Genomic DNA, 23,325 nt, shown 5'->3' with positions numbered 1-23,325 from the left:
CGACTGCTTCCGCTGAACAGCCGGGATGCGTTAGGCCCTGTTCTCGGCGTCCGGCTCCTTGCCGGGTCCGGGGGCGGCCTCCTCACCCGGCTTCTCGGCCGACTGATGCGCCGCCTTCCTGCGCGGCCACCGATACGGCTTCTCGACCACGTCCTCGGCGTGCCTGGCGCAGTCTGGATTACGGCAGGGGCCCGGGCCCCACACGGGGATGTACGCCCCTAGCGTCTTGCGTCGTTTGATTACCGTGCCGACAGGCTGTCCGCAGGCGGGGCACACATTCTCCTCGGCCTGCGGGCGGCGGACGGTCCGGCGTCCTTCGCTGCCCATACCGCCAGGATATGGCGGTATGGGCAGGCCCGGACAGCCCTGCGGTCACAGCTTCCTGCGATACTTCCTGACGATCACGCCATTGTCGAAGGCGCGCACCGAGTCGAGCGCGAATTCACCGATGCCGAACTCCGCGGCGAACATGGGCATTCCCGCGCCGAGGATCACCGGATAGGTCTTGATGACGAGCTCGTCGACCTCGTCCATCAGCTGACCCGCGAGGTTCGCGCCGCCGCAGAGATAGATTCCGAGCCCGTCCTCCTGCTTGAGCTCCCGGATCCTGGCCACCACATCGCCGGAGACGATCTCCACATGCGCGTCCGGCGACTCCTTTATGCTCCGGGACGCCACGTACTCCCGCAGATGCGCGTACGGGCTGGTGACCTTGATGTCCAGCGCGAGGTCATAGCTGGCACGGCCCTGGATGATCGTGTCGTACTCGCTGTTCGGCACGTCGTCGACGCCGAAGGCCCGGCGGGCCATGGTCGGCAAGGTGTCCGGGCATTCCGTCCTGAAGTACTCGAGGAAGTCCCCGGTCACGAACGGCATGAAGAAGTCCGCCTTGCCGTCCGGGGCTCCGATGAAGCCGTCGATCGACGCGGCGATGAAGTAACTGAGCTTTCGCAAGCCGGTCCTCTTTGTCATGGGGTGATGGGAACGGGCCGCCGGACGCGGGAATCCCCGTCGCGACCACTCCAGTCATAGTGCTCCATCTGTAGTGGTGTCGCAAGGCTTTTCCCGAGGAAGGAAGCGGATGCTTCAACTCCGGCGCGGCTCCCGCCACATGGGCCACATCGGCGGACCCTCCGGCAGCTCCACGGCTGTCCCGGCGAAGACGAAGCCCAGCCAGAGCATGGCCTCAGCGGGTGCGGCGGGTGACGAATTCCGCCAGTGCCAGCAGATCGCCCGCCGCCGCCAGATCCGGGACAGCGCGGGAGAGCTCGTGGACGGCACGCGCCATCCGGTCGGCGGCCTGCAGCTGCGCCCAGTCGCGGCCGCCCGCCCGGTCGACGGCCGCAGTGGCGCGGCTGACGGCCGCGGCGTCCATGGGACCGCCGTAGAGCTCGGCCAGCTCGGCGCCGGCCGGGGTGCCGGAGGCCAGGGCCGCGACGACGGGCAGGGACTTCTTGTGGGCGGCGAGGTCGGCGCCGACCGGTTTGCCCGTACGGGCGGGATCGCCCCAGATCCCGATCAGATCGTCGATGAGCTGGAAGGCGAGCCCAGCCTCCCGCCCGAAGGCGTCCATGGCCGCGGCCTCCTCCTCGTCCGCACCCGCGTACAGCGCGCCGAGCGCGCACGCACAGCCGAGCAGCGCCCCGGTCTTGGCCATCGCCATGCCGAGGCAGTCCTCCAGGGAGACCTCGTGGGGCGCACGCTCCTCGAACGCGCAGTCCGCCTGCTGTCCCGCGCACAGCTCGATCACACAGGCCGCGAGCCGCTCCGAGGCCGCGGCGGCCGCCGGGTGCCGGTCCTCGGCGAGCAGCCGCAGCGCGAGGGCCAGCATCGCGTCGCCCGCGATGATGGCGTCCGGGGTGCCGAAGACCGTCCAGGCGGTGGGGCGGTGCCTGCGGGTGGGGTCCTCGTCGATGACGTCGTCGTGGAGGAGCGTGAAGTTGTGCGCCAGCTCCACGGCGGCTGCCGCCCGTACGGCCGGCTGCGGATCGCCGCCCAGCGCCCGGGCTGCGGCGAGGACGAGCGCGGGTCTGATGGCCTTGCCCGCCGAACCGGCGGCCGGGGTGCCGTCCGCGTGCTCCCAGCCGAAGTGGTACATCGCGACACGCCGCACGGAACCCGGCAACGACTCGACACTCGCGCGCAGTTGGGGGTGGACGGTGGTTCTGGTCCGTTCGAGGAGTGCGACAGCCTCGCGGCCCTCGACGGTGTCCGACATGGTCAACTCAGTGGTCCTTTCCGGATGATGGGCCAACGCCGAAGGCCGATGTCGGGGGCCGATGTCGGGGGCCGATGCCTCGGGCCGATGCCTCGGTCGGGGCACGGGCAGGAGCCGGGGCCGGGGGCGCGGCAGACACCGCGCCCCCGGCCGCGCCGGTTCACCGCCAGCGGCTGACCTCGACGTTCTCCAGGACGCCCAGCGCGTCCGGCACCAGCACCGCCGCCGAGTAGTAGGCCGTGACCAGGTACGAGATGATCGCCTGCTCGTCGATGCCCATGAAGCGCACGGACAGGCTGGGCTCGATCTCGTCCGGGATACCGCTCTGCTGGAGTCCGATGACGCCCTGATCGGCCTCGCCCGTACGCATACAGATGATCGATGTCGTACGGGCGTCGCTCACCGGGATCTTGTTGCACGGGAAGATCGGCACACCGCGCCAGGCCGGCACATGATGCCCCGCGACCTCCACGCTCTCGGGGACCAGACCCAGCCTGTTGCACTCGCGCCCGAAGGCGGCGACGGCCCGCGGATGTGCGAGGAACAGCTTCGACCCGCGCCGCCGCGAGAGCAGTTCGTCCATGTCGTCGGGGCTCGGCACACCGTCGTGCGGCTGCAGCCGCTGCTCGTAGTCGCAGTTGTTCAGCAGTCCGAACTCGGTGTTGTTGATGAGCTCGTGCTCCTGGCGCTCGCGCAGCGCCTCGACCGTCAGACGCAACTGCTGCTCGGTCTGGTTCATGGGCTGGTTGTAGAGGTCGGCGACGCGGCTGTGGACCTTCAACACGGTCTGGGCGACGCTCAGTTCGTACTCACGCGGCGCCGCGTCGTAGTCGACGTACGTGTGCGGTACGACGGCTTCGCCGATGTGGCCGGCGGACAGATCGATCTCCGCCTCGCCGTACTTGTTGGTCCGCTGCTGGGGCAGGGCGGCGAGCCCGGCCAGATGCTCGCGGAGCGAGTCGGCGCGCTCCGCGAGGTTCAGCACATCGTCCCTGGTCAGCACGAGCACGGTGCACGCGGTCGCCGCGCGCGCCGTGTACTCCCAGGAGGCTTCCCGGTCCACCAGCGCCGCCTCGCCGAAGTACGCGCCGTCGGCGAGGACTCCGAGCACCGTCTCGTCGCCGTACGGACCGGCGCCGATCTGCTCCACCCGGCCGTGCGCCAGCAGATAGATCCGGTCCGCGGCCGAACCCGAAGCGGCCAGCACCTCGCCCGCCGCGAATCTCCGCTGTTCGCAGCGGTTCGCCAGCTCGGTGAGCACCGCCTCGTCCTCGAACTCCCGCAGCGCGGGCAGCTCGCCGAGCTCGGCGGGGATGACCGCGACCCGGTTCCCGGTCTGCACGAACGTCACGCGCCCGTCGCCGACCGAGTAGCTGAGGCGACGGTTCACCCGGTACGTACCGCCCTGCACCTGCACCCACGGCAGCATGCGCAGCAGCCACCGTGAGGTGATCTCCTGCATCTGCGGGGCGGATTTGGTGGTGGTCGCAAGGTTCCGGGCGGCGGCCGTCCCAAGACTCTGCTGCTGGGGCGTCTGCTGCTCGCGCGCCTCGTCGCCGACGGAACCAACCGAACCAACCGTCATAGGACTCCCTCTCGATCATGGGTCTGACCTGCAGCGGGAAGCCTTTCAGCACAGTGAGTACCGGCGCCATTACACAAATGAGTGGGACTGGATCGAGCGGAGTGGGGAAGTGTCCGGATCGGCTCGCACGCCGTGCGAACGGAGGGTCCCTCCACGGGAGTTCGGGTACAAGCACCTTGCGGACCATTCCGCACAGACCCCCTCACACCCACAAGGAGACGGCCATGTCCCCACCCATGTCCGCGAACAGCTTCCTCACCGCCCTGCTCAGTGAGGGGCTGACGGTCGTCCAAGTCGGCGAGTGGCGCACGCACAACCGCAACCACATGGGCCCCTGGGGCCCGGTCCACGGCGTGATGATCCATCACACCGTCACCAAGGGCACTGCGAGCACCGTCCGTATCTGCCGGGACGGCTACGCGAGCCTGCCGGGACCGCTGTGCCACGGCGTGATCACCAAGGACGGCACTGTCCATCTGGTCGGCTACGGCCGGGCCAACCACGCCGGGCTCGGCGACGACGATGTGCTGCGGGCCGTCATCGCGGAGAAGGCGCTGCCCCCGGACAACGAGGCGAACACCGACGGAAACCGCCACTTCTACGGCTTCGAGTGCGAGAACCTCGGCGACGGCGAGGACCCGTGGCCGGCGCTCCAGCTGGAGGCGATCGAGAAGGCCGCTGCGGCGGTCTGCCGCCACCACGGCTGGACGGCCCGCTCGGTGATCGGCCACCTGGAGTGGCAGCCGGGGAAGGTGGACCCGCGGGGCTTCACGATGACGTCGATGCGGGACCGCATCCACGAGCGCCTGAAGTGAGCGCCTGACAGCGAACGTCCGGCGGCGAACCTCCGGCAGCGAACGCTCGGAGCAGACGTCCGGGGCGACAATGGCCGGGTGAACGCGCTCGACCTCAGCACCCTGCACCCGCGCCTCCCCTCCCCTCTCCACGAGGCGGAGGACGAGCGCTTCACCCGCCACGGCGTACGCCTGCTGCTCAAGCGCGACGATCTGATCCACCCGGACCTCCCGGGCAACAAGTGGCGCAAACTCGCCCCGAACCTCCAGGCGGCGACGGGCCGGCCACTGCTGACCTTCGGCGGCGCCTACTCCAACCACCTCCGCGCGACGGCGGCCGCGGGCCGCCTGCTGGGCTTCGGGACGATCGGCGTGGTCCGCGGCGACGAACTGGCCGCGCGCCCGTTGAACCCGTCCCTGTCCCAGTGCGCGGCCGACGGCATGACGCTGCATTTCGTGGACCGCTCGACGTACCGCGCGAAGGACGACCCGCGGGTCCTGCAGAGCATCCTGCGGGCCGTGGGGAGGGGCGGCGTGGAGGACGTCTACGTCGTCCCCGAAGGCGGCAGCAACGCCCTCGCCGCCCAGGGCTGCACCGCCCTCGGTCACGAGCTGCGCGAGGCCGCCGATGTCGTCGCCATCGCATGCGGGACCGGCGGGACACTGGCCGGCCTCGCCGCCGGGCTCGGGCAGGGGCAGCGCGCCATCGGATTCCCGGTCCTCAAGGGCGGCTTCCTCGGTGACGCCATACGCGCCCTCCAGCGCGAAGCCTTCGGCGGCCCCGCCGGGGACTGGTCCCTCGACGAGCGTTTCCACTTCGGCGGATACGCCCGTACCACCCCCGAACTCGACGCATTCGCCGAGGACTTCGAGGCCCGCCACCATCTCGCCGTCGAGCGCCTGTACGTCGCCAAGGCGCTGTACGGCCTCACGGCGCTCGCCGCCGGGGGCGCCTTCCCGCCCGGCACCACCGTCGTCGCCGTCATCACCGGTCAGAGCGACTCGTCGCGGTAGCCCGCCGCCTCCTCCAGGTCCAGCCGGCGCAGCAGCGTACGCATCATCTCGTCGTCGATCCGCCGCTGGTCCCGCAGCTGTACGAACACCTCACGCTCGGCGTCGAGCGTCTCCTTCGACAGCCGCCGGTACATGTGGTCCGCCGACTCCCCCGTCACCTCGTTCGCCGCCCCGAGCCGCTCCCACACGGAGTTCTTCCGCCGCTCGAGGACGGTCCGCAGCCGGTCCGCCAGCGGCTGCGGCAGTGTGTTGTGGTCCTGCGCCAGCAGCTCCTCCAGACGCCGCTCCGCCGCCTGCGAGGCCTCGCTCTGGGCCTGCGCCTCGGCCAGCGTCTCCTGGTACAGATCCCGTCCCGGCAGCTTCAGCGCGCGGATCAGCGCCGGCAGCGTGAGCCCCTGCACCACCAGGGTCCCGATCACCGTCGTGAACGTCAGGAACAGGACCAGGTTCCGCGCCGGGAAGGCTTCGCCGTCCGCCATGGTCAGCGGAATGGAGAAGGCGATCGCCAGCGAGACGACGCCCCGCATCCCGGCCCAGCCCACGATCACCGGCGCGGTCCAGTTGGTGTCCGGCTCGCGGGTCCTGATCCGTTTCGACAGGCCGCGCGGCAGGAACGTCGCCGGGAAGACCCAGACGAACCGCACCACCACGACGGCGATGAACACCCCGACCGCGTACCAGACCACCTGGCCGACGCTGTAGCCGCCGAGGTCCTTGAGCACGTACGGCAGTTGGAGTCCGATCAGCGCGAAGACCGTGGACTCCAGGATGAAGGCGACCATCTTCCAGACCGCCTCCTCCTGCAGCCGGGTCGCGAAGTCGACCTGCCAGGAGCGGTGCCCGAGATAGAGCGCGACGACGACCACGGCGAGCACTCCGGACGCCCCGACCTGCTCGGCGGCCGCGTACGCGACGAAGGGGATCAGCAGCGAGAGCGTGTTCTGCAGCAGCGCTTCCTTCAGATGCGTACGCAGCCAGTGGATCGGCACCATCAGCACCAGCCCGACGGCGATGCCGCCGATGGCGGCCAGCGCGAACTCCTCGATGCCGCCGGCCCAGCTCGCGCCCTCGCCGACCGCCGCGGCCAGCGCCACCTTGTACGCGGTAATCGCGGTCGCGTCGTTCACCAGGGACTCGCCCTGCAGGATCGTGGTGATCCGGGTCGGCAGGCCGAGCCGCCGGGCGATCGCGGTCGCGGCGACCGCGTCCGGCGGCGCCACCACCGCGCCCAGCACGAGTGCGGCGGTCAGCGGCAGATCCGGCACCAGCAGATAGGCGAGGTAACCCACAGCGACGGTGGCGAAAAGGACATAGCCGACCGAGAGCATCGCCACCGGCCGCAGATTCGCCCGCAGATCGAGGTAGGAGGCGTCGACCGCGGCCGTGTGCAGCAGCGGCGGCAGCACCAGCGGGAGCACGATGTGCGGGTCGAGCGTGTAGTCGGGCACCCCCGGCACGTACGCGGCGATCAGGCCTGCCGTCACCAGCAGCAGCGGCGCCGGTACCGGTGTCCTGCGGGCCGCGCCGGCGATCACCGCGCCGGCCGCGATCAGTGCCACCAGTGGCAATGCGTCCATCTCGCCCTTACCTCACGTCGTGCGTCAGCCGCGTCGTAACCTGGCAATCATGAGCGAGTGTCCGCACGTAGCAGAACTGCCCCACCCCGAACCCGCACCGCTGAGTGAGACCTGCCCGGAGTGTCTGGTGACCGGCAGCCACCCCGTACAGCTGCGGCTCTGCCTGGTCTGCGGCCATGTGGGCTGCTGCGACTCCTCACCGTCACAGCACGCGAGCGGGCACTTCAAGGACTCGGGACACGAGGTGATGCGCAGCTTCGAGCCGGGCGACAGTTGGCGCTGGTGCTTCGCGGACGGTTCGATCGTCTGACGTGTGGGTACGTCAACCCTCCGCCGGATGCTCTTAATTGGGCTCCGCAAACCCCTAGCCACTGTGTGTACTCATAGGCTTACCATGAGTGACAGTCATCGGCTGGGGTCCCGGCGACAGGGCACTATGGATCGCGATAGCGTCGCCGGGCCAGTACCGGCTACGTACTGAATACGTAGCGACGGCTTCGGGATCTCCCCTCCCGTAGCCCCGAAAGAGCTTGTGCCACCTTGGAGGTGAGGGTGTCCCAGATCGCAGGCGAGCCCGGGACCCAGGACTTCGTGGAAGTCCGGCTGCCCGCTGCGGGTGCCTACCTGTCCGTGCTGCGTACGGCCACGGCCGGCCTCGCAGCGCGCTTGGACTTCACCCTCGACGAGATCGAGGATCTGCGGATCGCGGTCGACGAGGCGTGCGCGATTCTGCTGCAGCAGGCCGTTCCCGGCTCCGTCCTCAGCTGCGTCTTCCGACTCGTCGAGGATTCGCTCGAGGTCACGGTCTCGGCCCCCACGACCGACGGCCGGGCGCCGGAGCGCGACACCTTCGCCTGGACGGTGCTCTCGGCGCTGGCGGGCAAGGTCGACTCGACGGTCGCTGACGACCGTACGGTCGCCATCAGCCTGTACAAACAGCGCGGCGCGGGACCCGGGCCGGCGTGAGGAACAGGGACGGGGGCGGTCCTGTGCGGGACGAGGAGCACGGACCCAGGGTGCTGAGCGCGCCGGCTGACATCCCGGAGCAGCAGGCGCGGCCCCACCCGGTGGACGGACTTGACGGCCAGACGGCCGCGGCGGAGCAGGCGCAGGCAGAGCGGGCGGACCGTATGAGCGAGCACGTGCACGAGCAGAAGCAGCACGATCCACATGACCGCAGCGGGGCGCGGGCCATGTTCATCGAGCTGCGCAAGCTGCCGGAGGGGTCGGCGGAGCGGGCGGAGATGCGCAACCAGCTGGTGCGGATGCACCTGCCGCTGGTGGAGCACCTGGCGCGCCGCTTCCGCAACCGCGGCGAGCCGCTGGACGACCTGACGCAGGTGGCGACGATCGGCCTGATCAAGTCGGTGGACCGGTTCGACCCGGAGCGCGGTGTCGAGTTCTCGACATACGCGACACCGACGGTCGTCGGCGAGATCAAGCGCCACTTCCGCGACAAGGGCTGGGCGGTACGGGTGCCGCGCCGCCTGCAGGAGCTGCGCCTGGCCCTGACCACGGCCACGGCGGAGCTCTCGCAGCAGCACGGCCGCTCGCCGACGGTGCACGAGCTGGCGGAGCGGCTGGGCATCTCGGAGGAGGAGGTCCTGGAGGGCCTGGAGTCCGCGAACGCGTACTCGACGCTCTCCCTCGACGTCCCCGACACGGACGACGAGTCCCCGGCGGTGGCGGACACGCTGGGCTCGGAGGACGAGGCCCTGGAGGGCGTCGAGTACCGCGAGTCACTGAAGCCGCTGCTGGAGGATCTGCCACCACGCGAGAAACGGATCCTGCTGCTGCGCTTCTTCGGCAACATGACCCAGTCGCAGATCGCGCAGGAGGTGGGCATCTCCCAGATGCACGTCTCCCGCCTCCTGGCCCGCACCCTGGCTCAGCTGCGCGAAAAGCTCTTGGTGGAGGAGTAGGGACCCGGGCCGGGGGACCCGGGGGCGCCCGCTTGGCCGCGGCTCCGGGGGGGGGACCCCACAACCTCAAGGGCGGGCGGGTGGGAAAGCTCCCGCCCCCGGCTACGCGTCCCGCGCTGGGGCCCGGATTCCGAGGGCCTCCGTCGTCGTCGGGTTCACCAGCAGCACCAAACCCGTCAGCGCGACCGCCGCCAGTGCGATGCCCAGCGGGATCAGCGCGCCCGACGCGCGCAGCAGCGTCCACGCCGGGATCAGCGCCATCAGGTGCGTGATGATCGCCGGGCCCCGGCTCCAGCTGCGCAGCCGCAGCAGGCCCCGCGCCGCGGCCAGCGGGATCGCGGCGAGTGCGATCAGCGTCACTCCGCCCATCTCCGCCTGCGCGGGACTGTCCGGCCGGCCCAGCAGCCCCATCACGAGCATGTAGACGCCGCCCGCGGCCAGTGCCAGGCCTTCCAGAGCGGACACCGCGGCAGCGGCGCTAAGGCGGGCAGGGCGGGGGGTCTGGTCATCGCTCACCCATGCAGGGTAGCCCTCGGACCCGGCCCTGGGCTGGGCCCGGTACCTCCCACTAGGTACTCTGCTGCGCATGCGCGCACTTCTCGTGATCAACCCGGCAGCGACCACCACCAGTGCGCGCACCCGTGACGTACTCGTCCACGCCCTCGCCAGCGAGATGAAGCTGGAAGCCGTGACGACGGAGTACCGCGGACACGCCCGTGACCTCGGCCGCCGGGCCGCCGAGTCCGACGACATAGACATCGTCGTGGCCCTCGGCGGCGACGGCACCGTGAACGAGGTCGTCAACGGCCTCCTCCACCACGGCCCGGATCCCGACCACCTCCCCCGCCTCGCCGTCGTCCCCGGCGGCTCGACGAATGTCTTCGCCCGCGCCCTCGGGCTGCCGAACGACGCCGTGGAGGCGACCGGCGCGATCCTGGACGCTCTCCGTGACGAGACCGAGCGGACGGTCGGCCTCGGACTCGCGGCCGGCACCCCGGGTACGGAGGACGAGGGGGTCCCGTCCCGCTGGTTCACCTTCTGCGCCGGACTGGGCTTCGACGCGAGCGTGATCGGCCGGGTCGAACAGCAGCGGGAGCGCGGCAAGCGGTCCACGCACGCCCTCTATATGCGCCAGGTGGTACGCCAGTTCCTGGACGAGCCCCACCGCCGGCAGGGACCGATCACCCTCGACCGCCCCGGCGAGGACCCGGTCAGCGATCTCGTGCTGTCCATAATCTGCAACACGTCTCCCTGGACCTACCTGGGCAATCGCCCGGTGTACGCGTCCCCCGAGGCCTCCTTCGACACCGCCCTGGACGTCGTCGCGCTGTCCAAGCTGTCGACCCCCGCCGTGGCCCGCTACGCCACCCAGCTGCTCACCTCGACCCCCGAGCGCGGACCGCACGGCAAGCACGCGGTTACTCTCCATGACCTGACGGACTTCACCTTGCATTCCAAGGTTCCGCTCCCGTTCCAGATGGACGGTGACCACCTGGGACTGCGCACCAGCGTGACGTTCACAGGCGTACGCCGTGCACTGCGTGTGATTGTGTGAGCGGAAGGGCCGAAAGTCCTTTAACTCGAACGTATGGGCTGGGCTCCACCCCATGGAAGTACGGCTGTGACCTAGTCGACACCGAGGAATCAAAAAAAAGTTTCCGGAAGGGGTTGTATCCGCCGCCGAGGTTTGCGAATCTCTACATGGCGATCGGGACGGCCCGCAGCATCGGCCCCACAGACCGCCAGAACCCCTCCTAAGAACCCAGGACCACACCGGGTAACCGGCAGTCGGCCCTTCCCTCGTGGGGGGATTCGTGAAAGCGTTCACATTCACAAGCAACCTGCATGTAATACCAAGGAGAGGTAGCAGCCATGGACTGGCGTCACAACGCCGTTTGCCGCGAGGAAGACCCCGAGCTCTTCTTCCCCATCGGCAACACTGGTCCTGCGCTGCTGCAGATCGAGGAAGCCAAGGCCGTCTGCCGTCGCTGCCCCGTCATGGAGCAGTGCCTGCAGTGGGCGCTCGAGTCCGGCCAGGACTCCGGCGTCTGGGGTGGCCTGAGCGAGGACGAGCGCCGTGCGATGAAGCGCCGTGCCGCTCGCAACCGGGCGCGTAACGCCAGCGCCTGACGCCCCTGATACGAGCCTGACGCCCGGCGGCGCGTACAGCGAGTACGCACTCACCGCCCCCGAGCCGCAGCGCGCAGTACCCCCGATGCGCATAGCACGCACCAGAGCTTCGAGCCCCGGACCGTTCCATGGTCCGGGGCTCATCGCTGTCCCGGGGCTCGCTGTCCCGGGGCTCATCGCTGCCGGGCGCGCTACTTCTCGCCCTGTACCGGTATGTCGAGGACGACGCGGGTGCCGCGCCCCGGTGCCGGGGCCGGGACCATGTCGAAGGTTCCGCCCAACTCTCCCTCCACCAGGGTCCGTACGATCTGCAGACCCAGATTGCCGGCCCGCTGCGGGTCGAAGCCCTCGGGCAGCCCGCGGCCGTCGTCCTGGACCGTGATCAGCAGCCGGCCGTTCTCCGCGCGCTGATCACTGCGTACGGCCGCGACCTCGACCGACCCCTGCTCCCCCGGTGCGAAAGCGTGCTCCAAGGCGTTCTGCAGCACCTCGGTCAGGACCATGGAGAGCGGCGTGGCGACTTCGGCGTCGAGGATGCCGAAGCGGCCCGTACGGCGGCAGTTGACCCCGCCCGGCGAGATCTCGGCGACCATCGCGATGACCCGGTCGGCGATCTCGTCGAACTCGACGCGCTCGTCCAGGTTCTGGGAGAGCGTCTCGTGGACGATCGCGATCGAACCGACACGCCGTACCGCCTCGTTGAGCGCCTCGCGGCCGCGCACGGAATCCATCCGGCGGGCCTGGAGACGCAACAGGGCCGCGACCGTCTGGAGGTTGTTCTTCACCCGGTGGTGGATCTCCCGGATGGTGGCGTCCTTGGTGATCAACTCGCGCTCGCGGCGTCGGAGTTCGGTGACGTCGCGCAGGAGTACGAGGGAGCCGATCCGGGTGCCCTTGGGCTTGAGCGGGATGGCGCGCAGCTGGATGACGCCGCCGTTGCCCTCGACCTCGGTCTCGCGGGGCGCGTAGCCGCTGGCGATCTTCTCCAGGGCCTCGTCGACCGGGCCGCGGGAGGGGGCGAGTTCGGCGGTGGTCCGGCCGAGATGGTGGCCGACCAGGTCGGAGGCGAGGCCGAGGCGGTGGTACGCGGAGAGGCCGTTGGGGCTCGCGTACTGGACGACGCCGTCCGCGTCGAGCCTGATCAGTCCGTCGCCGACGCGCGGCGACGCGTCCATGTCGACCTGCTGGCCGGGGAAGGGGAAGGACCCCGCGGCGATCATCTGGGCGAGGTCGGACGCGGACTGGAGGTAGGTGAGCTCCAGCCGGGACGGGGTCCGTACGGTCAGCAGATTCGTATTGCGGGCGATGACGCCGAGGACGCGGCCCTCACGGCGTACGGGGATGGACTCGACCCGTACGGGAACCTCCTCGCGCCACTCGGGGTCGCCCTCGCGCACGATGCGCCCCTCGTCGAGCGCGGCGTCGAGGAGCGGGCGCCGGCCGCGGGGAATGAGATGGCCGACCATGTCGTCCTGGTAGGAGGTGGGGCCGGTGTTCGGCCGCATCTGGGCCACGGAGACATAGCGGGTGCCGTCGAGGGTGGGGACCCACAGAACGAGGTCGGCGAAGGAGAGGTCGGAGAGCAGCTGCCACTCCGAGACCAGCAGATGGAGCCACTCGAGGTCGGATTCACTCAGGGCTGTGTGCTGGCGTACGAGGTCGTTCATGGAGGGCACATCTGCGAGCGTACCTGTGTGCCCTGGGGGGTGAACCGGTGCGGCTGTCCGCCCATGGTGGAGGATGGACTCGCAACCAATATCCGCAGACGGATGGACAGCGGAGAATGGTCTAGTCCAGAATGATGGATGTTTGATTGCTTGAAGCTTCCATCCTCCCCGCACAGGAGGGTGGGAACGAGGCCCCGGCGCTCTCTGCCCTGACTGCGTCGAGACCTCCCACCCGGCCGCGCGGGACCGCACATCCGCCGGCCGGAGAAACTCCGGGCTGCGGTGCCCGACGGGCCGAGGGTCCCGTCGCGGCGCCGCGGCCCGCGGGTGTTTCCGGGGGCCGTCGCGGCGGGTGTTCGTGGGGCCGCAAAGCCCCCGTCCCACCCCGTCAGCGAGTCTCCGTCACCTTTGCCAGCGCCCTCGGCGCGTCCGGGTCCTGGCCCCTCGCGATCGTGACCTCGTACGCCAGCAGCTGCAGCGGCAGGATCTCCAGGATCGGCTGGAGTTCCTCCGGGACGCCGTCCGTCGGGAGGACGAAGCCCGCAGAGGCCGCGTCGACCTGGGACTGGGGACCGATGACCACCAGGTCCGCGCCGCGGCCGCGGAGGCGGTCCAGGACCGGCTGGAGCGCCTCGCCGCCCTTGCCGTCCGTCACTACGGCGATGACCGGGGAGATGTTGTCGACCATCGCCAGCGGGCCGTGCAGCAGGTCCGCGCCCGAGTACGACAGGGCCGGGATGTAGCTCGTCTCCATCAGCTTCAGTGCGGCCTCCTTCGCCGTGGGGTAGCCGTAGCCCCGCGACGTGATCACCATGCGCTCGGCGAACCGGTAGCGCGAGGCGAGTTGCCGTACCTCGTCCTGTCGGGAGAGGACGAGCGCGGCCAGTTCCGGGAGTACCTTCGCCGCCGCGCCGTCGCCGCCGCGCAGGCCCTCCACCAGGAGGTAGAGCGAGAGCAGCGACGCCGTGTACGTCTTCGTCGCCGGGAGCGCCTTCTCCTGGCCGGCCAGGATGTCGATGTGGAACTCGGAGACCGCGGCCAGCGGCGAATCCGGGTTGTTCGTGACCGCCAGCGTGATCGCGCCGGCCTCGCGCGCCGCCTTGGCCGAGGCCACCAGGTCCGGTGAGCCGCCCGACTGGCTGACCGTGATGACCAGCACGTCGGTCAGGTCGGGCCGTGCGCCGTACGCCGTCGTCGTGGACATGGAGGTCAGCCCGCAGGGCAGTCCCAGCCGGATCTCGAGCAAGTACTTCGTGTACAGCGCGGCGTTGTCGGACGTACCGCGCGCGGCCAGCAGGACAAAGCGCGGGCTGCGCGCCGCGATCGCCGACGCCACCTCGCGGATCCTCGGCGCGCCCTCCTCGAGGATGCGCCGGAGCACCGCGGGCTGCTCCGCCATCTCGCCGGACATGATCCGGCCCGGACGCTCACTCGGCATGCTGGGTGCCTCCATGTGGCATTCCTTGTGCACGGTCCACGTCGGTCAGGCCCCGGCGCCCTTGCCGGCGATGACCTCCGCGGCGGCCCGTCCGCAGACGCGGGCGGCGCCATGGGTCGCGATGTGCAGGGCCCCCCTCGGCTCCGCCCGGTCGACGCCCATCTCGACCACGACAGTGTCGGGCCGGGCCGCGATCAGGGCGTCCAGAGCGTCCGCCATCCAGGGGTGGCGGTGAACGTCGCGTACTACAGCGACGATCCTACGATCCCCCGCAACGCCCAGCACATGTGCGAGCAAAGGGGAGGTTCCGGCCTCGCCGGAGTAGGTGTCGGACGTCGTGCCCGGCAGCAGCACGGCCAGCTCCGCCGCCACTCCCCACGGAGTCTCGTCACCCACCGCGATGTTCGCGACCGGAGTGAACGCGGCCACATACGGGGCACTGGTCGGCGGTGTGTACGGCCGCGTCCCCGCCGTCACCTTCACCGCCCTGCGCGCCGCGACAAGACCGATGTCGGTGCCGGGCACGGTCCCTCCCCCCGGCCGCGCGGGGGGGAGGGAAGCCGCGCCCGGCTCCGCCGCAGCCCCCCTGGCCCGCCGTGTCCAGTCGGCGAGAGCGCGTACCCTCGCCGCCGCGTCGGCCAGCCGCTCCTCGGGCAGTTCACCGTCCCGTACCGCCGCGACCAGCGCGTCACGCAGCCGCAGCACGGTCGCCTCGTCGGCCAGGCCGCCGCCGACGCAGATCGCGTCGGCACCCGCGGCGATCGCGAGGACGGAGCCACGCTCGATGCCGTACACCGCCGAAATGGCCTGCATCTCCATGCCGTCGGTGACGATCAGGCCCTGGTAGCCCAGCTCTTCGCGCAGCAGACCGGTGAGGATCTGCGGGCTCAGGGTCGCCGGGCGGTTCGGGTCGAGTGCGGGAAGCAGGATGTGCGCGCTCATCACCGCTTTGGAACCCGCCGCGATCGCGGCGCGGAAAGGCACCAGCTCACGGGCGTGCAGCGTGTCGAGATCCACATCGATCCGGGGCAGCGCGTGGTGCGAGTCCACATTGGTGTCGCCGTGCCCGGGGAAGTGCTTGGTACAGGCGGCGACTCCGGCGGACTGGAGGCCTTCGACGTACGCGACGGTGTGCCGCGCGGCGAGGGCGGTGTCGGCGCCGAAGGACCGCACACCGATGACCGGATTGTCCGGGTTGGAGTTGATGTCGGCGGACGGCGCCCAGTTGAGGTCGACACCGCACTCGGCGAGCCGGCGGCCGAGCTCACGGGCGACGGCCCGGGTGAGCTCCGCATCGTCGACCGACCCCAGCGCGCAGTTGCCCGGGAACGAGGAGCCGGTGCGCACCTCGAGGCGGGTGACGTCCCCGCCCTCCTCGTCGATCGCGACGAGTACGTCGTCCCGCTCGGCCCGCAGCTGTGCGGTGAGCGCGGCCAGTTGACCCGGCGAGACGATATTGCGCCCGAACAGGCCGACGGCCGAGAGGCCTTCACCGATCCGGCGCAGCAGCCAGTCGGGTGCCGTGGTGCCGAGGAAGCCCGGCTGGAGGACGGCGAGGGCGTCGCGGGTCAGGGTGTCCGTACTGCGTACGAGCGTCGTCATGGGCGCTGTTATCCCTTCACCGCGCCGTCGGCCAGACCACTGACCGCCCTGCGCTGCAGGAAGACGAAGAGGACCAGAATCGGGATCGCGAACAGAGTGGAGGCGGCCATGGTGGCTCCCCAGTCGTCGCCGAACTGGGTCTGGAACTGGGACAGCCACAGCGGCAGCGTCTGGTACTCCGCGTCCTTGTTGAGGATGAGCACCATCGGGAATTCGTTCCACGCGGTGATGAAGCCGAAGAGCGAGGTCGACATCAGACCGGGCGCGAGCAGCGGCAGGATCACCTTCACGAACGCCTGCCGGCGGGTGCAGCCGTCGACCATGGCCGACTCCTCCAGCTCCTTGGGCACGGCCGCGACGAAGCCGCGCAGCGTGAGCAGGGTGAAGGGCAGCACCATGACCATGTAGAAGAGGGTCAGCGGGATCAGGCTGTTGAGCATGTCCGCGTCGCGCACGATGAAGTAGATCGCGATGACCATGACTTCCCACGGGGCCATCTGGGCGACCATGAAGCCGACGATGAAGCCCCGGCGGCCCTTGAAGCGCATCCGGGCGAGCGCGAACGCTCCCGCCAGCGCGAGCACCAGGGAGAACACCACAGCGAGGACGGTGACGGTGAGCGAGTTGCCGACGAGCGTCCAGAAGTTGTCGGCGTCCACGGCCGTCTTGAAGTGCTCGAAGGTGATGTCCACCGGGAACCAGACCGGGTCCTCGGAGACGATGTCCGGGGTCGGCTTGAAGGCCGTCGCGAACATCCAGTACACGGGGAAGACGAAGCCGATGACGAGTACGACGGCCGTCGCGTTGGGCCAGATACGGCCGGGCAGTGAGCGCTTCACAGCTCGTCCTCCCCTTGCTTGAGAACGATCCGGAGGTAGTACGAGGTCATGCCGAGCAGGATGAGAATGGTGAGCAGCGAGATCGCCGCGCCCATCCCGTAGTGCTGGTTGCCGACGCCTTCGACGAAGGCGTACACGGGCAGGATCTCGGTGAGCCGGTCCGGACCGCCCTGATTGATCGCGAATACCTGGGCGAAGGCCTTGAAGACCCAGATGACTTCGAGGAACACCGTCGCGAAGAGAAACGGCCTGAGGTACGGCAGGGTCACCGAGGTGAAGCTCTTCCAGGCGCCGGCGCCGTCCAGCGAGGCTGCTTCGTAGAGCTCCTTGGGGATGGTCGTCGTCGCGGCGTACAGGTTGATCGCGACGAACGGGATCGACTGCCAGACGATCAGGACCGTGATCACGAAGAAGGTGGAGAGCTGGCTGCCGGTCCAGTTGTACTCCGCCATGGAGTGGAAACCGGCCTTGTCCAGCACCCAGTTGACGACACCGAACCGCGCGGCGAAGAGCCACTGGTAGACGGTGGTCGCGGCGATGACCGGCATGGCCCAGGCGAGCACCAGGCCGATGAGCAGGGTGACCCGCATCCGCCGGCCGAGGCGCGCGAGCAGCAGTCCGACGAGAGTGCCGAGCACCATGATCAGGACGACATTCACGCCGGTGAAGGCGATCGAGCGTCCCGTGACCCGCCAGAAGTCCGAACTGCCCAGGATCTCCTGGTAGTTGTCGACGCCGTTCCACTCGGTGAGATGCTGGATCAGCTGCCGCATATTGAGGTTCTGGAACGACAGCAGCGCGTTCTTCACCATCGGCCAGCCGAGGAACAGCACGGTGACGGCCACGGGGGGCAGCAGCAGCAAATAGGGCGCGAGTGCGGCCGCTCTGCCGCGCGCCGGGGGTTCGCCCGGACCCTCGAGGGTCGTGAGTACCTCCGTCGGGCCGGAGGGCGGCCGTTCGGTCTGCACGGTCATGCTCGCCATCTCTTCCTAGGCGCTACGAACCAGGCGCTGTGAAAACGCAGTCGGCTGCCAAGGGACGGACTCGCGTGGGAGTCCGTCCCTGGCAGCGCACCCTTACTGCTTCTGCGCGAGGCGCTTGTTGAACTCGGCCTCGACCTGCTTGGCAGCGTCGGCCGGGCTCTTACCGTTCAGGACCGCCGTCAGGTAGGTCTTGATCGGGTTCGGCGCGTTCTCCACCGCGGCCCACTCGGGGATCAGCGGGGTGGTACCACCGACCTTGGCGGACGGAGCGGCAGCCTCGGCGACCGCGTTGCCCGTCAGGTTGGAGTTGAGCGACTCCTTGTTCGGGATGACGCCGTTCAGCTTGGCGAGCTGGCCCTCGAACTTGTCGGAGAGGGCCAGCTTGAGGAACTCCTTGGCGAGATCCTGCTTCTTGCTGCCTTCGGCGACGGCGAGGTTGGAGCCGCCGAGGAAGACACCCTCGGGCTTGTCGGCAGTCTCACCGGGGATGGTGAAGTAGCCGATCTCCTTCTCGATGGCCGGGTTGGCCTTGATGGCGGTGCCGGCTTCCCAGCCCATGCCGATGAAGGCGCCGACGTTGCCCTTGGCGAAGACGTCGGCCTGCTGCGGGGTGGCCTCGTCCTTGTCCTTGGGGGCCTTGGAGTAGGCCTGGTACTTCTTGTAGAGCTCGGCGGCCTCGGCGATCTTGGGGTCGTCCAGGTTGGAGACCCACTTGTCGCCGTCCTTCTTCACGAGCTCGGCACCCTTGCCGATGGTGAGGCCGTCGAAGAAGTACCAGTTCTGGCCGGGCAGGTACAGCGGCTCCTTGCCCTTGGCCTTGATCTTGTCGAGCGCCGCGAAGAACTCGTCACGGGTCTTCGGCGGCGCGGCGATGCCCGCCTCCTTGAAGACCGCCTTGTTGTAGATGACCACGCGGTTGGCGAAGTACCAGGGGGCGGCGTACTGCTTGCCGTCCACGACCGAGGCCTTGTTCAGGATCTCGGACCAGTCCGTGCCGATCTCCTTCTTGAGCTCGCCGAGGTCGGCGAGGCCGCCGGTCTTGGCGTACGCCGCGGTCTGGGTGTTGCCGATCTCGAAAACGTCCGGTGGGTTCTCCTCGGACAGGGCCGTGGTCAGCTTCTGCTGAATGCCGTTCCACTGCTGGACCTCGAACTTGACCGTCGCGCCGGTCTTCTTCTCGAACTCGGCGCTGAGGTCCTTCTGCCACTGGTCCGGCGTCGAGCCGTCCATCGCCCAGACCGTCAGGGTCTGGCCCTTGAAGCCGTCGGCCCCCGCCTTGTTCTCGCCACCGTCGTCCGAGCCACACGCGGCAATACCGACCATCATGCCCGCGACGCCTATTGCCGCGATGAGCTTGCGCTTCACGCCACCCTCCTCAGGGATGCTGCAACCCCCCGCCCACCGCAAAGACATACGGAGACATGCGCCGAGTACTGCTCGTGGGGCTGGGACCTGGTCTTTAATGGTTTAGACCAGTACTCGGAGCTTGGCCTAGACCTTTAGGGGTGTCAAGGGTGTATAAGAAGGGCTGTCGCCTCCGTTATCGGACCGACACCTGAGGGAGGGCGACGACCCGTGACCGGACCGTGCCACCATGTGAGCCGCGACAGACGGAGGAGCCGGTGACGGCAGCAGCATCGGGAAGGCGGGCCATGACCACGGACGGGGGCGGCACGGAGGCCGAGGGCGGAGCGGTGACCCGTACCGCGCGTGTGCCCAAGTACTACCGGCTCAAGCGCCACTTGCTCGACATGACCGAAACTCTCCCGCCCGGCACGCCGGTGCCGCCGGAGCGCACGCTCGCCGCCGAGTTCGACACCTCGCGCACGACGGTGCGGCAGGCGCTCCAGGAACTGGTCGTCGAGGGCAGGCTCGAGCGGATCCAGGGCAAGGGCACATTCGTCGCCAAGCCCAAGGTCTCACAGGCGCTTCAGCTCACCTCGTACACCGAGGACATGCGGGCCCAGGGCCTCGAGCCCACCTCGCAGTTGCTGGACATCGGGTACGTCACGGCCGACGACACGCTGGCCGGGCTGCTCGACATCTCGGCGGGCGGACGGGTGCTGCGGATCGAACGGCTGCGGCTGGCGAGCGGTGAACCGATGGCGATCGAGACGACGCACCTGTCGGCCAAACGCTTCCCGGCGCTGCGCCGCAGCCTGGTGAAGTACACCTCGCTCTACACGGCGCTGGCGGAGGTGTACAACGTCCGGCTGGCAGAGGCCGAGGAGACGATCGAGACCTCGCTGGCCACCCCGCGCGAGGCCGGGCTGCTCGGTACGGACGTGGGCCTGCCGATGCTGATGCTCTCGCGCCACTCGCTGGACGCGCAGGGCGAGCCGGTGGAGTGGGTCCGCTCGGTGTACCGCGGCGACCGGTACAAGTTCGTGGCGCGGCTGCAGCGGCCGCAGGACTGACCCGGCCGACGGCCGGCTGGACGGAGGCGCGGGATGCTCGGGCGCGGGACGCTGAGCGGCGGGCTGCGGCGGGCCGCCGGCGCGGTGCGGTGGTACGTGCGGGAATTGATGGACGAGTCGGCGTACGGCAGATATGTCACGCATGCCCGCTCGCGCGATCCAGCCGTGTCCGTGCTGTCCCGGCGGGAATTCGAGCGGATGCGGACGGACCGCCAGGAGTCGGACCCGAGTGGGGGATTCCGCTGCTGCTGAGGGCGGTTGAACGCGAAAGCGTTGTCGTACCGATATGCGGACGGGGGGTGACGCTGCACGAAACGCTCGCCTAGATTTCCTGCGCATTACAACAGGTGATCAGCGAGGGGACGGTTGCACCATGCCAGAGCCGGAAGCACCACCGAACACAGCGCGGAGAGGCCTCGCTCCGAAGTCGATCGTCATATGGTCGCTCGTCGCGCTCGTGGGCGCGGCCGGCTGGGCCGTGCTCGCGCTCTCCCGCGGTGAGGAGATCTCGGCCGCCTGGATGCTCGCGGCCGCACTCGGCTCGTACGCGATCGGCTACCGCTTCTACTCACGCTTCATCGCCCATCGCGTACTGAAGGTCGACAAGACCCGGGCCACCCCGGCCGAGCGGCTCGACAACGGTGTCGACTTCCACCCCACCGACCGCCGGGTGCTCTTCGGGCACCACTTCGCGGCGGTCGCGGGCGCGGGCCCGCTGGTCGGCCCGGTCCTCGCCGCGCAGATGGGCTATCTGCCCGGCACGATCTGGATCATCGTCGGCGTCATCTTCGCCGGCGCGGTCCAGGACATGGTGACGCTGTTCTTCTCCACGCGGCGCAACGGCAAGTCGCTGGGGCAGATGGCCCGCGACGAGATAGGACCGTTCGGCGGGGCGGCCGCGCTGATCGCGGTCTTCGCCATCATGATCATCCTGCTCGCCGTGCTGGCGCTGGTCATCGTCAACGCCCTGGCGCATTCGCCGTGGGGCGTCTTCTCCATCGGCATGACCATCCCGATCGCCCTGCTGATGGGTGTCTACCTGCGCATCCTGCGGCCGGGCAAGGTCACCGAGGTCTCGCTCATCGGCGTCTCGCTGCTGCTGCTCGCCATCGTCGCGGGCGGCTGGGTCGCCGAGTCGTCGTGGGCCGACACCTTCACGCTGGAGCCGGGCACGCTGGTCATCTGGATGGTGGTGTACGGATTCTTCGCTTCCGTACTCCCGGTCTGGATGCTGCTCGCGCCCCGCGACTATCTCTCGACCTTCATGAAGGTCGGCACCATCGTGCTGCTGGCGCTGGGCGTCGTCATCGCCCTGCCGACGCTGAAGATGGACGCGGTCACGGAGTTCGCGAGCCGCGGCGACGGGCCGGTCTTCGCCGGCTCGATGTTCCCCTTCGTCTTCATCACCATCGCCTGTGGCGCGCTCTCGGGCTTCCACTCCCTGGTCTCCTCGGGTACGACCCCGAAGATGATCCAGAAGGAGACGCAGATCCGGATGATCGGCTACGGGGCCATGCTGACCGAGTCGTTCGTCGCCATCATGGCGATGATCACGGCCTGCATCATCGACCCCGGCCTGTACTTCGCGATCAACTCCCCCGCCGGTGTGGTCGGAACCACGGTCCAGTCGGCGTCCGAGGCGGTGGCCGGCCTCGGCTTCACCATCTCGCCCGATGCACTGGCGAAGGCCGCCGCGGACGTCGAGGAGGCCAGCCTGCTGTCGCGTACCGGCGGTGCGCCGACCTTCGCGCTCGGCATGTCGGAGATCTTCTCGGCCGTCATCGGCGGCGCAGGGATGAAGGCGTTCTGGTACCACTTCGCGATCATGTTCGAGGCGCTGTTCATCCTCACCACGGTGGACGCGGGCACCCGGGTCGGCCGCTTCATGCTCCAGGACATGCTGGGCAACGTCTACAAGCCGTTCCGCCAGGTCAGCTGGAAGCCGGGCGTCTGGTTCGCCAGCGCGGTCGTCGTGGGCGGCTGGGGCTACTTCCTCTGGGTCGGCGTGCACGACCCGCTGGGCGGCATCAACCAGCTGTTCCCGCTGTTCGGCATCGCCAACCAGCTGCTGGCCGCCGTGGCACTGGCCGTCTGCACCACGCTGCTCATCAAGTCCGGCCGCCTCAAGTGGGCCTGGGTCACCGCGGTTCCACTCGCCTGGGACGCCGCCGTCACGCTCACCGCGAGCTGGCAGAAGATCTTCTCGGACGACCCCCGGGTGGGCTTCTTCGCCCAACGGGACAAGTACCAGGCGGGGATCGACGCCGACAAGGTGCTGCCACCCGCGAAGACGGTCGACGACATGCACACCGTCGTCACCAACTCCACCGTCGACGGCGTGCTTTCGGCCCTCTTCGCGATTCTCATCATCGTGGTCATCGCCGATGCGGCCCGGGTCTGTTTCAAGGCCGTCCGCAGCCCGGAGGGCATACGGCTCTCCGAGGTCCCGCACACCGAGTCCGAACTGGTCGCCCCGGCCGGCATGTTCCCCACCCCGGAGGAGAAGGCCGAACTGGTGGCGGCCGGGCTGGGGGCCGGAGGCGGCATCCGCAAGGAGCCCGCCCACGCCCCGGCCGAGGTGCCGGCCGGGACCGGCTCGCCGTGATGGCCGGACTGCGACGCGCCGCGGACCGGGTCCGCTGGTACGTGCACGAGCTGTCCGGCGAGGCGGTGTACGACAAGTACGTCGCCCACACGAGGTCCTGCGACCCGGCCGCCGAGGTCATGACCCGGCGGGAGTTCGAGCGCAGCCGGATGGACGCACGGGAGGCGGATCCGCGCGAAGGGTTCCGCTGCTGCTGACCGGGTGACCTACGACGGGCAACCGGGGCTCCGCCCCGGACCCCGCGGCTCAATCGCCGGCGAGGCTTGAGTTGCCGGCGCACGACGCGACACACAACATGTGGGGGCTGCTTCATCCAGCGGCCCCCACATGTATGCTCATGCTCGCTGTCGACGCAGGGGAATCCGGTGCGAATCCGGAACTGTCCCGCAACGGTGTGATGTGGTGCGCTTTGTCGTGCCCCGCCAGTCCGAGGACCTGCCGACGGTGCACCCGGCTCGACCGAACCGGGTGCCGAGACGTCCGGGCCTCGCGGTTGGGCCGGTGGACGCGGTGAGCCGTCCCCCGTGGCGTGCG

General features: G+C 69.4%; 23 protein-coding genes and 1 riboswitch. Of the genes, 11 read left to right on the top strand and 12 right to left on the bottom strand.

The window, feature by feature from the left end; all coding sequences use genetic code 11:
* Positions 1-30: 30 nt before the first annotated feature.
* From SLUN_RS26670 to SLUN_RS26650, 4 genes are all read right to left on the bottom strand, one after another.
* Positions 31-327, bottom strand: a complete 297-nt coding sequence (locus tag SLUN_RS26670; RefSeq protein ID WP_108152440.1) for a hypothetical protein — start codon at positions 325-327, stop codon at positions 31-33.
* 45 nt (positions 328-372) lie between these two features.
* Entirely contained in the window at positions 373-954 is a 582-nt protein-coding gene (locus tag SLUN_RS26665) for a dihydrofolate reductase family protein (RefSeq protein WP_108152438.1), read from the bottom strand.
* Between the two features lie 232 nt (positions 955-1,186).
* Positions 1,187-2,218, bottom strand: a complete 1,032-nt coding sequence (locus SLUN_RS26655; protein WP_108152436.1) for a family 2 encapsulin nanocompartment cargo protein polyprenyl transferase — start codon at positions 2,216-2,218, stop codon at positions 1,187-1,189.
* Positions 2,219-2,378: 160 nt separating this feature from the next.
* On the bottom strand, positions 2,379-3,803 hold the full coding sequence (locus SLUN_RS26650; RefSeq protein ID WP_108152434.1) for a family 2B encapsulin nanocompartment shell protein: 1,425 nt from the start codon (positions 3,801-3,803) through the stop codon (positions 2,379-2,381).
* A gap of 224 nt (positions 3,804-4,027) precedes the next feature.
* Here SLUN_RS26650 and SLUN_RS26645 point away from each other — a divergent pair, with 224 nt between their 5' ends.
* Complete coding sequence (locus SLUN_RS26645; RefSeq protein ID WP_175313800.1) at positions 4,028-4,618, top strand: N-acetylmuramoyl-L-alanine amidase; 591 nt, start codon at positions 4,028-4,030, stop codon at positions 4,616-4,618.
* 78 nt (positions 4,619-4,696) lie between these two features.
* On the top strand, positions 4,697-5,611 hold the full coding sequence (locus SLUN_RS26640; protein ID WP_108152431.1) for a 1-aminocyclopropane-1-carboxylate deaminase/D-cysteine desulfhydrase: 915 nt from the start codon (positions 4,697-4,699) through the stop codon (positions 5,609-5,611).
* Here SLUN_RS26640 and SLUN_RS26635 read toward each other — a convergent pair.
* Complete coding sequence (locus tag SLUN_RS26635) at positions 5,590-7,188, bottom strand: Na+/H+ antiporter (RefSeq protein WP_108152429.1); 1,599 nt, start codon at positions 7,186-7,188, stop codon at positions 5,590-5,592. The two genes, SLUN_RS26640 and SLUN_RS26635, sit on opposite strands and share 22 nt — an antisense overlap.
* 49 nt (positions 7,189-7,237) lie before the next feature.
* Between SLUN_RS26635 and SLUN_RS26630 the strand changes: the two genes are divergently transcribed.
* The 3 genes from SLUN_RS26630 to SLUN_RS26620 all read left to right on the top strand — a co-directional run bounded on the left by SLUN_RS26630 (position 7,238) and on the right by SLUN_RS26620 (position 9,110).
* On the top strand, positions 7,238-7,498 hold the full coding sequence (locus SLUN_RS26630) for a UBP-type zinc finger domain-containing protein (RefSeq protein WP_108152427.1): 261 nt from the start codon (positions 7,238-7,240) through the stop codon (positions 7,496-7,498).
* Between the two features lie 242 nt (positions 7,499-7,740).
* Complete coding sequence (locus SLUN_RS26625; RefSeq protein ID WP_108152424.1) at positions 7,741-8,154, top strand: ATP-binding protein; 414 nt, start codon at positions 7,741-7,743, stop codon at positions 8,152-8,154.
* Between the two features lie 50 nt (positions 8,155-8,204).
* Positions 8,205-9,110, top strand: a complete 906-nt coding sequence (locus tag SLUN_RS26620) for an RNA polymerase sigma factor SigF (RefSeq protein WP_371413851.1) — start codon at positions 8,205-8,207, stop codon at positions 9,108-9,110.
* A 102-nt stretch (positions 9,111-9,212) separates the two neighbouring features.
* Here SLUN_RS26620 and SLUN_RS26615 read toward each other — a convergent pair whose 3' ends face one another.
* Positions 9,213-9,626: a hypothetical protein gene (locus SLUN_RS26615; protein ID WP_108152421.1), complete on the bottom strand. Its 414-nt coding sequence runs from the start codon at positions 9,624-9,626 to the stop codon at positions 9,213-9,215.
* A 70-nt stretch (positions 9,627-9,696) separates the two neighbouring features.
* On the opposite strand from SLUN_RS26615, the gene SLUN_RS26610 reads away from it, so the two are divergent.
* The gene (locus SLUN_RS26610; RefSeq protein WP_108152419.1) at positions 9,697-10,665 is read left to right on the top strand and encodes a diacylglycerol/lipid kinase family protein; all 969 of its coding nucleotides are present in this window, start codon (positions 9,697-9,699) and stop codon (positions 10,663-10,665) included.
* Between the two features lie 317 nt (positions 10,666-10,982).
* Positions 10,983-11,240 (top strand): WhiB family transcriptional regulator, encoded by a 258-nt coding sequence (locus SLUN_RS26605; protein WP_003953983.1) that lies wholly within the window; start codon positions 10,983-10,985, stop codon positions 11,238-11,240.
* 191 nt (positions 11,241-11,431) lie between these two features.
* Here the strand turns inward: SLUN_RS26605 and SLUN_RS26600 are convergent, their stop codons facing one another.
* The 6 genes from SLUN_RS26600 to SLUN_RS26575 form a co-directional block, all read right to left on the bottom strand.
* Positions 11,432-12,907 carry a sensor histidine kinase gene (locus tag SLUN_RS26600; protein ID WP_108152417.1) on the bottom strand — a complete coding sequence of 492 codons (1,476 nt, stop codon included), beginning with the start codon at positions 12,905-12,907 and terminating at the stop codon, positions 11,432-11,434.
* A 388-nt stretch (positions 12,908-13,295) separates the two neighbouring features.
* Positions 13,296-14,360, bottom strand: a complete 1,065-nt coding sequence (locus tag SLUN_RS26595; RefSeq protein ID WP_108152415.1) for an SIS domain-containing protein — start codon at positions 14,358-14,360, stop codon at positions 13,296-13,298.
* A 30-nt stretch (positions 14,361-14,390) separates the two neighbouring features.
* A complete protein-coding gene (locus SLUN_RS26590; RefSeq protein WP_108152413.1) occupies positions 14,391-15,947 on the bottom strand; it encodes a glycoside hydrolase family 3 protein in 1,557 nt (518 codons plus the stop codon).
* A gap of 8 nt (positions 15,948-15,955) precedes the next feature.
* Positions 15,956-16,786 carry a carbohydrate ABC transporter permease gene (locus SLUN_RS26585; protein WP_108152411.1) on the bottom strand — a complete coding sequence of 277 codons (831 nt, stop codon included), beginning with the start codon at positions 16,784-16,786 and terminating at the stop codon, positions 15,956-15,958.
* A complete protein-coding gene (locus SLUN_RS26580) occupies positions 16,783-17,760 on the bottom strand; it encodes a carbohydrate ABC transporter permease (protein WP_108154948.1) in 978 nt (325 codons plus the stop codon). The genes SLUN_RS26585 and SLUN_RS26580 overlap by 4 nt, the downstream gene beginning before the upstream one ends.
* A 102-nt stretch (positions 17,761-17,862) precedes the next feature.
* Positions 17,863-19,134, bottom strand: a complete 1,272-nt coding sequence (locus SLUN_RS26575) for an extracellular solute-binding protein (protein WP_108152409.1) — start codon at positions 19,132-19,134, stop codon at positions 17,863-17,865.
* A gap of 287 nt (positions 19,135-19,421) precedes the next feature.
* Between SLUN_RS26575 and SLUN_RS26570 the strand changes: the two genes are divergently transcribed.
* From SLUN_RS26570 to SLUN_RS26555, 4 genes are all read left to right on the top strand, one after another.
* A complete protein-coding gene (locus tag SLUN_RS26570) occupies positions 19,422-20,186 on the top strand; it encodes a GntR family transcriptional regulator (protein WP_108152407.1) in 765 nt (254 codons plus the stop codon).
* Between the two features lie 33 nt (positions 20,187-20,219).
* The gene (locus SLUN_RS26565) at positions 20,220-20,438 is read left to right on the top strand and encodes a CstA-like transporter-associated (seleno)protein (RefSeq protein WP_108152405.1); all 219 of its coding nucleotides are present in this window, start codon (positions 20,220-20,222) and stop codon (positions 20,436-20,438) included.
* Between the two features lie 121 nt (positions 20,439-20,559).
* On the top strand, positions 20,560-22,791 hold the full coding sequence (locus tag SLUN_RS26560; protein ID WP_108152402.1) for a carbon starvation CstA family protein: 2,232 nt from the start codon (positions 20,560-20,562) through the stop codon (positions 22,789-22,791).
* Entirely contained in the window at positions 22,791-22,988 is a 198-nt protein-coding gene (locus SLUN_RS26555; RefSeq protein WP_108152400.1) for a YbdD/YjiX family protein, read from the top strand. Before SLUN_RS26560 ends, SLUN_RS26555 begins: the two co-directional genes overlap by 1 nt.
* Before the next feature lie 134 nt (positions 22,989-23,122).
* A riboswitch (cobalamin riboswitch) is annotated at positions 23,123-23,248 on the top strand.
* Positions 23,249-23,325: the final 77 nt, after the last annotated feature.

Source organism: Streptomyces lunaelactis (genome assembly GCF_003054555.1).
GTDB lineage: Bacteria > Actinomycetota > Actinomycetes > Streptomycetales > Streptomycetaceae > Streptomyces > Streptomyces lunaelactis.
The sequence above is the reverse complement of the archived record's forward strand: the minus strand, read 5'-3'. Positions and strand labels throughout refer to the sequence as shown.